11 protein-coding genes are annotated in these 9914 nt (G+C 50.9%); 2 read left to right on the top strand and 9 right to left on the bottom strand.

Annotated features, from left to right (window positions below):
- Positions 1-334: 334 nt before the first annotated feature.
- Genes PPL9_RS28200 through PPL9_RS28185 form a run of 4 tightly spaced genes read right to left on the bottom strand, consistent with a single transcriptional unit; the run spans position 335 to position 2043 of the window.
- Positions 335-724: a DUF6362 family protein gene (locus tag PPL9_RS28200; protein WP_057465842.1), complete on the bottom strand. Its 390-nt coding sequence runs from the start codon at positions 722-724 to the stop codon at positions 335-337.
- Positions 725-735: 11 nt separating this feature from the next.
- Positions 736-1134 carry a hypothetical protein gene (locus tag PPL9_RS28195; protein ID WP_057465841.1) on the bottom strand — a complete coding sequence of 133 codons (399 nt, stop codon included), beginning with the start codon at positions 1132-1134 and terminating at the stop codon, positions 736-738.
- Positions 1082-1798: a helix-turn-helix domain-containing protein gene (locus PPL9_RS28190; RefSeq protein ID WP_057465840.1), complete on the bottom strand. Its 717-nt coding sequence runs from the start codon at positions 1796-1798 to the stop codon at positions 1082-1084. Before PPL9_RS28190 ends, PPL9_RS28195 begins: the two co-directional genes overlap by 53 nt.
- Positions 1795-2043, bottom strand: a complete 249-nt coding sequence (locus PPL9_RS28185) for a helix-turn-helix domain-containing protein (RefSeq protein WP_057465839.1) — start codon at positions 2041-2043, stop codon at positions 1795-1797. The genes PPL9_RS28190 and PPL9_RS28185 overlap by 4 nt, the downstream gene beginning before the upstream one ends.
- A 548-nt stretch (positions 2044-2591) precedes the next feature.
- Between PPL9_RS28185 and PPL9_RS32180 the strand changes: the two genes are divergently transcribed.
- A complete protein-coding gene (locus PPL9_RS32180) occupies positions 2592-3197 on the top strand; it encodes a hypothetical protein (RefSeq protein ID WP_063317731.1) in 606 nt (201 codons plus the stop codon).
- Here the strand turns inward: PPL9_RS32180 and PPL9_RS28175 are convergent.
- From PPL9_RS28175 to PPL9_RS28170, 3 genes are all read right to left on the bottom strand, one after another.
- Positions 3097-4455 carry a site-specific integrase gene (locus tag PPL9_RS28175; protein ID WP_082597151.1) on the bottom strand — a complete coding sequence of 453 codons (1359 nt, stop codon included), beginning with the start codon at positions 4453-4455 and terminating at the stop codon, positions 3097-3099. The genes PPL9_RS32180 and PPL9_RS28175 overlap by 101 nt on opposite strands.
- 608 nt (positions 4456-5063) lie before the next feature.
- Positions 5064-5318 carry a hypothetical protein gene (locus PPL9_RS31705; RefSeq protein ID WP_082597150.1) on the bottom strand — a complete coding sequence of 85 codons (255 nt, stop codon included), beginning with the start codon at positions 5316-5318 and terminating at the stop codon, positions 5064-5066.
- Position 5319: 1 nt separating this feature from the next.
- Positions 5320-5808, bottom strand: coding sequence for a hypothetical protein (locus PPL9_RS28170; protein ID WP_057465837.1), 489 nt, complete (start codon positions 5806-5808; stop codon positions 5320-5322).
- Positions 5809-5927: 119 nt separating this feature from the next.
- Between PPL9_RS28170 and PPL9_RS28165 the strand changes: the two genes are divergently transcribed.
- Positions 5928-6230 carry a hypothetical protein gene (locus PPL9_RS28165; RefSeq protein WP_152986854.1) on the top strand — a complete coding sequence of 101 codons (303 nt, stop codon included), beginning with the start codon at positions 5928-5930 and terminating at the stop codon, positions 6228-6230.
- An 84-nt stretch (positions 6231-6314) separates the two neighbouring features.
- Here PPL9_RS28165 and PPL9_RS28160 read toward each other — a convergent pair whose 3' ends face one another.
- Positions 6315-7616, bottom strand: a complete 1302-nt coding sequence (locus PPL9_RS28160; RefSeq protein ID WP_057465835.1) for a type II toxin-antitoxin system HipA family toxin — start codon at positions 7614-7616, stop codon at positions 6315-6317.
- Positions 7616-7867 carry a helix-turn-helix domain-containing protein gene (locus PPL9_RS28155; protein WP_057465834.1) on the bottom strand — a complete coding sequence of 84 codons (252 nt, stop codon included), beginning with the start codon at positions 7865-7867 and terminating at the stop codon, positions 7616-7618. Before PPL9_RS28155 ends, PPL9_RS28160 begins: the two co-directional genes overlap by 1 nt.
- Positions 7868-9914: the final 2047 nt, after the last annotated feature.

Raw genomic sequence — 9914 nt, 5'->3', positions numbered from 1 at the left:
GGTAGTTAAATGAACCACTCAGCAGAAGGCTTGTGATAACCCACTGGTGAGCGGGAGGTTCACAACCTGGCTTAGACAGGCGGGTTTATTCCCCCGCGAAGGGGTATTGTATTCACCGCCCTCCCGCCCATAAGCGAGAGCTTGCGTAAGGAGAGCTAACTCCAAACACAAATGACCGCGGTTTACGGCTACGGTGACCGCTAAGCTAAGAGGTTGTGATGCCTCAAGATGACCATGCGATGAATGACGCAAGGTGTCAATGCAAGGAAACCGAATTCCTCCACAAACCCATGGCATTAGCCGGTCCTGAGTACTGGTGGTAGGACGGGTTGGTCTATCTGCGTTGGCGACAAAGCGTGCGTTGTATCGTCAAAACAGCCGCCACAGCACGCCGGTGAGCGGTAGAACGGGTGAGCCCGACCTGAATGCAGATGGGTCGCCAGCGGAAACCTTCTGCCCGCATCCAGAGTATTTTTCTATCATCAGGCTGAGGTATGTATCGTAGCCAATCAATGGCTTCCTCCATGAGCTGAATGTCTTTGGCGCTGGGCACCGCCCGGATCTGGGTCTTGTTGTAACCATAGGCTTCATGAACATCATGGATGACCTGCGGCCAGGTGTTGCCGTCGCGCCGTGGTGTTGACCTTGGCGGGTTGGGCAAGCGCCGCAAGGTGCTGGCGGCAAGCTCCAATCGGTCGACGATCTGGGTGGTGTTCAGGGTCAAGCAAGTATCTCCTAGCTGTTGGACTGAGGCGTCACTTGCGCTTTCAAAACGCTGTGCAGCACGCGGATATGGAAGTTGCGCGCTGCCATGATGGGTTCAGCCAGGGTGATCAGTTGGCCGGGTGTGGGAGCGATCGTCTTGCAACTTCGGCGCCAAGCCTGACAGGTGGCAAAGATCACATCGGTTGGATAGCCGCCCAGATCCTGAATCCAATCCTCAATCAGCTGTGTGATGGCCTCTGGTGAGAGCCGCTTTTGGGGATAGTGGTTGAGAAGCTGACCTACAGCCAGGCTCACTGGCTTTGATCCTCCAGGCGTATTGGCCTGTGTGAGTGTGATCAGGAGCTGCTCCAGTTCCTCAATCTCCTGAGCTGTCCGCTGCGCTTGCCGTCGCTCTGGCCGAGATGCCATCAGTTGCTGCAAGAGCCTCATTCCAGGCTCTCTGCCAAACATGGGAAATGGATTTTTTACGTTTGGAGGGTTCATGGGATCGAACAGATTGCTCATGGGATTTCTCCTTGGATTGAAGGCCTGCTTGCGTCTGAGGTTTTGCCCGAAGTTGCTCACAGGCGGCGGTTTGGGGGATAGGGGGAAAAGGTTCTTTTGATGGTTCTAAATGACGGTTCAAGGGGGGCACCACGTGCCGGTTGGTAGCGGCACCACATGCCGGTTGGCGCGGCACCACGTGCCGGTTGCTGGAGGGGCCTTCCGGCACGCCATGCCGGTTGGTTGTTCCTAGTTTGATCTCCGGCAAGTTTTCTAGGGCAGGATGGTCATTTTGATCGGGGATAGGCCTGCGTTCGGCAAAGCCGGTGAGGACAAAAATATCGGACCTGCGAGAGCCATTGGCACGACGACGCTGATAGCGTGTGATGAGGCCCAGCGCTTCCAGATGGGTTAGGCAGTTGCGGAGTTTGCGCTCGCAGCAGCAGCACGCCTCCTGCAACGTGGCTTGCGATGGCCAGCACAGGCCGTACTCATCTGCAAAGTTGGCGATGGTGATGAGCACAAACTTCTCGATCGGATCGGTGATGTCGCTCCGCCCATAGGCCCAGGTGATAGCTTGAACGCTCATAGGTTTGAGATCCGGTTTTCGCGGATTTCCTTTTGCCTGAGCCAGTCGAGTACAGATTTCCGGCGATAAAACACTCGCCGTCCGGTGCGAACACAAGGCGGGCCAATGCGCATGGTCTGCCAGCGGCTCAGCGTGTCGACACAAACGCCAAGCTCTTTGGCAAGCTCCGCCCGTGTCATCCATCCATCAAGGACGGCCTTAGGCTCTGTTTGTTCAGGTTCCGGGGTAGGGATGCTCTCTTCCATGTGCTCCTCCAAAGTGGGACCGCTCGGGCCCAAACGGTTTGCGAAAAAGCTAAGCATGGAAGGTCAATAGGCACGTAGGCGTTGATGGGCGTTCAAATGCCTGGGCACCGCCTATAGAGGCAAGGCAGGCTCCTGAATAATGCAGCTCAACATGTGCAATGAAGCGCAAAAATCATCTCGCCTAGATCATGAGGGTTTGGAATATCCTATAGATATCAATGGGTAATTTTAGAGTTTCGGTCGCCACAAAACCTTTCAGTATTTCAAAAGGTTGACGCGTTGGTCAAATCAACTTTGTTGGGACAACACAATTGAGAGATTGGCCTGTTGTTAGCCGGGAAAGGTCTTAAGTTTTGCTGGTAATAACCTGACCTAAACGGCAGGCTGAATGCGAAATACATGCGGCGGCGTGTTCTTTGATGAGGCCCAATAGAAGCTGGCTGCCACAAGGCAGCTCTCAAGCAGCAGATATTAGACGCAGGCGATTTGTCTCGCGCCTCAACTTTTCTTCTTCATGATGTTCGGGTTGCGTGAGGGGAGGGAAACCAATGACGCTGCCATCAAAAGAGTATTTCACCTTAATTGAAGCTGGCGCGCGCTGGGGAGCTCAATTAGGCACCATTGCAGGTTGGGCAGAAGTTGGCCGCTTTCGCATTGTCACCAGTACGCCGCATATCGCCTGTGGTGATCGGCGGATTTTTGGCATGGTGGAGCTGTTTGGAGCAGATTTGCTCAGGATGCTGAGCACGACAGGAAAGCGCTCCCGTTGTTGTTTGGTCCAGCGTGTTATTCCGTTTCACCAAGACTGTGCTGAGCTGCTTTATGTGACCAAGCCAGAACAAGGCTTGAGGGTCCAGCCAGATGAGCTCTGGATCCCGGCCATCGATCTTTATCGCTTTGAAGAGAAGTATGGCCTTGCCCAGCGCGCTGGCAAAGGTGGGCGTGAGCCGAAATATGATTGGGAGGGAATGTGGGCACCGCTCTGCGTGCATATCTTTGCTGAGGGCGTGCCAGCTACCATGCAAGAACTGGCGAACGAAGTGCAAGCCTGGTTTATTGAGGCGTCTCCAACCGGAGAGGCGCCTGATATGAGTACCATCCGCCGCCGTATTCGCCCCATTTGGGAGGCACTAAAGAAGGAGCGGGAGGATTAGAGGGAGGTGCAGGCGTGTTGGGGGCAGGCGATGCAGCAACCTGCTGCGCCTGTTGGGATGGTTTTTGTTTCACATACTCCGCCACCGCATTGACGCTATCACGCAGTGGAGATTCCATTAGATGGGCATAGCGTTGTGTAGTGCTCATCTGAGTATGACCTAAGAGCCTGCCGATGACTTCGAGCGAGGCACCGCCTGACACAAGAAGAGACGCAAACGTATGGCGCAGGTCATGAATGCGCACATCGGAGATTCCTGCTTCCTTTAAGATGCTCTGCCAATACCGACGCATTTCATGAATGGGTCTGCCAGTGCCATCACCAGGAAACAGCCAGGGGCAGTCCTCAGGCACAAGTTCTAACCGCCGTCTCACTAGGCCAGCCACTTCTGCGGAAATAGGCAGGCGATGGGTGCGCTTTTGTTTGGTTGTTGTGGCAGGCTTAAACCACGTGAGCAGTTCAAGATTGAAGTGTTCAAAGCGAGCATGGCGCACTTCTCCAAGGCGGGCGCCAGTTAGCAAGCACAGGCGGATTACATCTGCTCCGCGCTTGTCTTCGCTGTTCTCCAGCGCTTCTGAGAGACGGTTGATCTCGTCAAAGGACAGAAACCGCTCACGGGCATTTTCAGGGCGTTTGTGAAACCCTTGAGCGGGGTTATCAGAGCGCATCTTCCATTGAACCGACAGATTAAACATCTTGCGCAGGATCTCACCAAGCCGATTGGCGCGTATTGGTGTCGGGCAAGGGGCAGATCTGCGCAGTAGTTTCTTGGCAGGACGATGGCGTCCAGCAGCCATCTCACGCAAGAGCTTATTGACGTCTGCTGGAGAGATCTCGCGCACCAACCGATTGCGCCACTGTGGCAAAACCAACTTGGTTAGCATGGATATCTGGTCAGAGCGGTTCCGGGCGGCAAGCTTGGGCAGATGCTCGTCGATATAGCGCTCAACCAAATCGCTTATACGGGGCACAACACGTTCTGCTTCGCGGTTGCCCAGCGGGTCGCACTCCATCTCAATCTCGCGGCGGATGGTTTTGGCGCGTTCTCGTGCGGCTACTACGCTCCATGCGGGCCACATGCCAATGGTATAACGACGTTGGCGGCCATTGACACGGTAGGAAAGATTGAACGCCTTGGAACCAGATTTATAGATCACCAGCGCAAAACCCAAGACCTCAGTGTCAAACACTTGATACTGGCGCACGGTGGGCTTTGCAGCGCGCGCTACCTTTTCTGTAAGGCGTTGACGACTAGGCACAATACACTCCCCCTCACATAACATCCAAGTAATGCGTAGTGTGCCAGCTCTTGCAAGATCAAAGTCTCGTGGTGTGGCACGTGTACTCGTGGAGAAGCCTAAAAGCAGCAGCCTCTGGGCGTATAGGCGTTGATGGGCGTTGGGAGGCGTTGAATACAAAATAGGAGCGAAAGTAGGTTGGAGGTTCTCTGTATCAGTTACTGGGAGATGATGTTTTGATAAAAAAAAGAGCCCAAACTATCCGATGCTGCTTCTTGCGTGAATGACAGCTAACAGACAGGTGGCTAATTGGTTCCGCACGAGATCAGGAGGCGTGGGGCTCGAACACAAGAAAACTAGCGAATGGAACTGCTTTCACGGCCCCGTCAGAGAACCTACTTCTCTACGCCCTTGGTTTGTCTAAGCGCGCATTGCGCATACTTAGACGCAAACAGTTCGGCTCAATACTTGATGATGAAATTAATATACTGGCGCCAATAATTGATGGCTCGGACAAGTATTTACTCACCACGCATCAAATTGCAGCTGTAGTGGAATCAGACAGGCTTAGACGGATAGTAAAATGACACGTTTTCCAAAAAGTAAATAAGCTGTTTGACCGGCTATTTTCAATTTTTCGCTCTAGTTGGTTTTTGGGTAAGTGCTGAACCAGCTGATGTTTTAGAAGTTTTGCTGGATTTTCTACTACGTAATGTTTTGGATGCTGCCGTTGCGGCTTTTGCAGAAGTAACTCGACTAGGCTTTTTGGTTTGAGAAAGTGCTGAACCCGCTGCAGACTTTGCACTCTTACTTGAAGTTTTGCTCCTCAAAACTTTTGAAGCTGCTGATGCAGCGCGCTTGCTTGTAACTTCACTTCTAGCCATTTTATTGTTCCTCTATCTGTTGTCTTATTTCACGTCCAATTTCAACTGGTGATGCATCGTTTAAAACAAAGAAAGCCACAACAGTGAGAAGGGCTGCAAATAATAGCGCACTTATAAAACCTCCTGCCAAATTAACGCCAAACTGAGGCCAAAACGCCTTTAAGTCACGAATCTCACCAACCACTATTCCTTCTTCGATACTTCGCTGATGATCCACCAAATAGGATTCAACTACTTCATTAGAATATACATTAAGCACATTCTCTGCGGTACCTTTGGCTCTCAATAAAACACTTTCAGATTGCTGTTCATACCATTCTCTAATTTCTTCTGGTCCCGGCAAACCAGCATTATTAGATTCTTGATGCCTCATCCACTCTACCCGCTGTTCTTCAATCACAGCAAAAGCAACCAACCCCAATATCCAACTCTCATCTGAGTCATCAACCAATTCTCTATATATTTCTTCTGGACCTGAAAATTTGGCCATGAATCGAATCCCCAATTAATTTTTTTGTACTGCATGGTCTAAAGAAGTGGTTACAGATAGTTGGACCCTTAGTTAAGACAGGCGAAGTTATATTAACTGACTTTTAACCGACATTCCCCATGCAGAAAGTCCTCCGGTCTACATGGCAGATGTTTTACGTATGGATCAAGCCTCTCGGGCAAGCTGTGCCGGTGTTCGGGGATTTGTCGCACGAACTGAGCGAGCCTTCTGGCCTTGGCGGCGGAGTTGATCCGGCTCTTGGTCTGATCGCCACCTACTTGGGCAGACTTGTCAAGCCACCTTCCTTCAAGTTTTCCAGCATGACGGCGATTGAACAGAGTGCCACTGACCGTGACGTAATAGGCACGTTCGGTATTGAAGCTAATACCGAAATCAGCCATCTGCACAGCCACAACGAATGACCGCTTTGTCCGCACATTGTTCTGGGAAGCATTCTACGTTTGCTGCAAAACTGGTCCTCAACTTGCGATGTATAAAAGTTATACTCAAAGCATCCGCAAGCGGGTTGTTATTGCAGCCGTGATGCTGTGGTGCAGGGCCACTGGGAAGTCCTGAGGCAGAATGCTCTCAACTTGGGAGATCGCTTTGTCCGCCGATGCCTTGATCTCATCAATTGCCTTTGTGGCAAGGTTTGTCGGTACACCTGCTCGTTCTGCTGTTTGGAGAAAGTGTCGTGCAGCTATCTGATCAAACCTGTAGTGGTTGGCGTTACCGACTGACATGGCAAGCTTCATCTGTCTGCGGTTGAGTACGCCCTGATCCAAAGCTGGCTGCGCACTTAAGACGTCATAAATTGGAGTGAGGCGGTAGCGGCCTTGTGGGCTTAAGAAAACACTGAAGTTTTTTGCGTGCCCGTCAGTTGCACCAATCAGCCAAAATATGATCTGGGCCTTTAGAACTGTAGTGATGTCCTGCTCTGGTTTATCGCTTCCCTTCAGGACCTCAAGTATGTCGTGTAGGGCAGGGCCACCTTCATTTTGGTATTTCAGTGTTGGGGGCACGGATCGTATCTGGCAGAAGTCTTCTTGCGGCAAGCGTAGCAGGCGTCCATCTTTTGCCCAGAGTCGGTCAAAGCGCTCAATCACAAGGGCTTTAGTCTCGCCAAAACACATCATTTCCACCTGAGCGACGTCCAGACCAAATGCCTGCAGCAGCTGCAGGCAATACCATTCATTCTCCACGCTGTTGGTTAAGTCTAAACCACCGGGCAGGTGCCCAATCTGTGTTTTGAAGATATGTGTCGTCGGCGTTGTTCTATGTGGTCTCTTCCAGGTACTGTCGTGAAAGAGAAGCGCGGTCTTTTCTTGTGCTCCTGCGATAGAGATGCGGAAGTCTTGCCCGTTGTCTATCCCTAAAGGCGCGCGCTTGAGGTTAAGCAGCGTTGCTTCCATCTCAGGAACGCTGAGAGCTTCGCCTGTAATCTCAAAGCTATTTTCAGGCAGCTCTGTACCAACTGGTAAAAACTGTAGGGCCCCAACACAGTCCCGTCCGATTTTGGAGAGAAGGCTGAAAGCATCTGTGCCCCGCGCGCCCACTTGCTCGGCGACCAGCTGCTTAAGATCTGCGGAATCTGGCAGGAGATTCTCAAAGACAGCGGATACTGGTTCGCCAACATAGCGATCTTGTCGTAGCGGCAATGATAGGGAAACAGGGATCGCCCGATCTAGCTTGAGCCACTCAGCAGCATAAGCAAATGAAATTGTTCCTGAGCGTTCCTTCGTCAGCTGCCCGATATGGCGGTTATTTAGAAAAATTTGGAGAGCAACATGGGCTGGTCTTCGTCCCATCAGAACAAATCCTCAATTTCGCTATGACTGCTTTGCTTGCGGTTTTGGATTGCTAGGTCCAATTGCAGCACGGAAAGAACGAGAAGAAGGTTCTCTAGCTTTATGCCTGGGTTGCCTGTTTCGAGAAGCGAGATCGAAGCTTGACGCGTCCCGCATTTCTCAGCAAGGTCGGATTGGCTGAGACCAAGCTCTTTGCGGCGTTCACGGATATAGGTTCCGAGCAGTTTAGGGGTGCGGATAAGCGTCAACATGAGCTCACTATACGAAATAACGAATAATGGGTCAATATACTATAAATCGCATAATAAATACTTATGCGGTGTAGCGCTTAATAGGAGCAGCGAAATGTGCAAAGGGTTTGGGGAGGTCTGGCAGCTTCTTCCTGCATTGTAGGTTGCAAGTGCATTATTGAGAGCGCAACAATGCAGGCTAAAGAGTAGACGAAGGCCTTTCCTACGGGTATGGCAGAGGCCCGGCAAAGTTTCACGTCAACACCACGTCAACCGCCGTACGCATTTTGAGCTGTACATGGTGCCGTTTGATGTTGTATAGTTCGTTAAAGTTTTATGAGAGTTGCTAAGCGGTATCAGTCGCTTGTGAGCTAAGTTATTGAAAAGTAATTTATAGTAGAATTTGCTATATTAGAGGCTCATAACCTGAAGGTCGTAAGTTCAAATCTTACCCCCGCAACCAAATTATGATCGTAAGATCAACAGCATAACAAAAGCCCTGAACCTCTGGTTCAGGGCTTTTTGCGTTCGCGTCAACACCACGTCAACATTCAAGGCAGTCGGGAGACGCTTGATGAGAAGAGATGACTAGCAAAATACGTCAAGTTCCCCTAACGCTCTGTGGCGAGACGTGGATTTTAGTCTGGTTGTGAAATGCATAAATTGCACGCACGTTCTGATGCCAATTGGGCTTTCATTAGTAAGCGTAGCTGACAAGCTAAGCGCTCGCCTGAGTATCAGTGGTCTCGGCAATAGAGACTAAGCCGACCCCTGGCTGCAGCGCAGAAATCCAGGTCAGCATCCAAGCCATTACTGTGGTGGTGGGCCAACTGTGGGAATTCGAGCAGATCCTCCAAGGGTTGATGCTGTTTGCATAAAAGATATTCTGAGAACCTTATTGGATCGCTCGAGCACAGATTGATGCATCCGCCCGAGTAGGTTGCAAAGAGCCCAAAGCAATAGATGCTGCAACGAGTATGAATGACGGCTGTTGCGCGCTTGACGCTGAAACTAATCGCGTCATAGCTTGGAGGGCGGCTGATCATAGTTGCTCGGCATGTTCTAAGTTAGGAATAGCAAGGCTCGATACTCAAGGTCGATACATCCAGCTAGGAACAAGGGCTGGTTTCAAGTGCAACCACAAGCGACAAAGTATAACTCCCAAAACCGTGAGCGTGTTCTGCGCTATTTCTCCCAATCTCATTTGCGGTAATTTAATGCATGCAAGAATTCTGGACTGATTTACTTAATGGGGAACATTACGCGGTTCTGTCTGCGTGTATTGCCTATGCTTTGCTCATGGGGATCGTTAGCATCACCGCATGTTTTCGCATACGCCGCTGGCCTCATACGATTGGAAAACTCACGGAAGATGGGGTTTCAAGCATTGGAAGCTCTGATGAGAGAATGCACACGGCACGCGTGAGGTATGAATATTCTGTCAACGACATATCCTATACCGGCAAGCGGTTAAGTCCGTTCATTATTAGGGCCACTGGAACCAGAATGGCTGAGTGGCAGAAGGGTGGTATTCAAAAGCATGAAGGCGACTGTGTTACTGTATTCTACAACCCTGCTCTGCCCCACAAATCCTACCTAATAGTACCCACATGGACCGGAGTTGCAGGGGTATTTCTGCTCGTCGCGATTCCGGTGTTTCTAATTTGGTTCTCTATTTAACGTCGACGCACATTAAGTCGGGCGACGACGTTTTGAGTCGCACAATTTAATTGCAGTGAGAAGAGCTATCAGAAGCTCTGTGCAATAGGAAAGAGGCACATTGTGGAGTTATATTTCTATAACCAATCCTATATCCTTTATTTGACGCAAAAGCCGCTCTCACAGAGGTTCCCAAAAAATGACTTCAACAGAACCCCGATCATACGGCTCAACGTTTTGGGGGAGGTCCTTCGCACTCTTCGCTGGGATTTTTGGGGTGCTGACTCTGATTTCCGGTGGGAGCGTCTTATTTGGGCCACAAGCATGCGTAATCGGGCTCGTCCTTCACGAGAGGTCAGCTCCTGTTAAGATCGCAGCATATTGCTGCGAGGATGGGAGAGCACCATGG

The organism is Pseudovibrio sp. POLY-S9 (assembly GCF_001431305.1).
In the GTDB taxonomy this organism is placed as follows: domain Bacteria; phylum Pseudomonadota; class Alphaproteobacteria; order Rhizobiales; family Stappiaceae; genus Pseudovibrio.
This window is presented reverse-complemented; position numbering and strand designations above follow the sequence as displayed.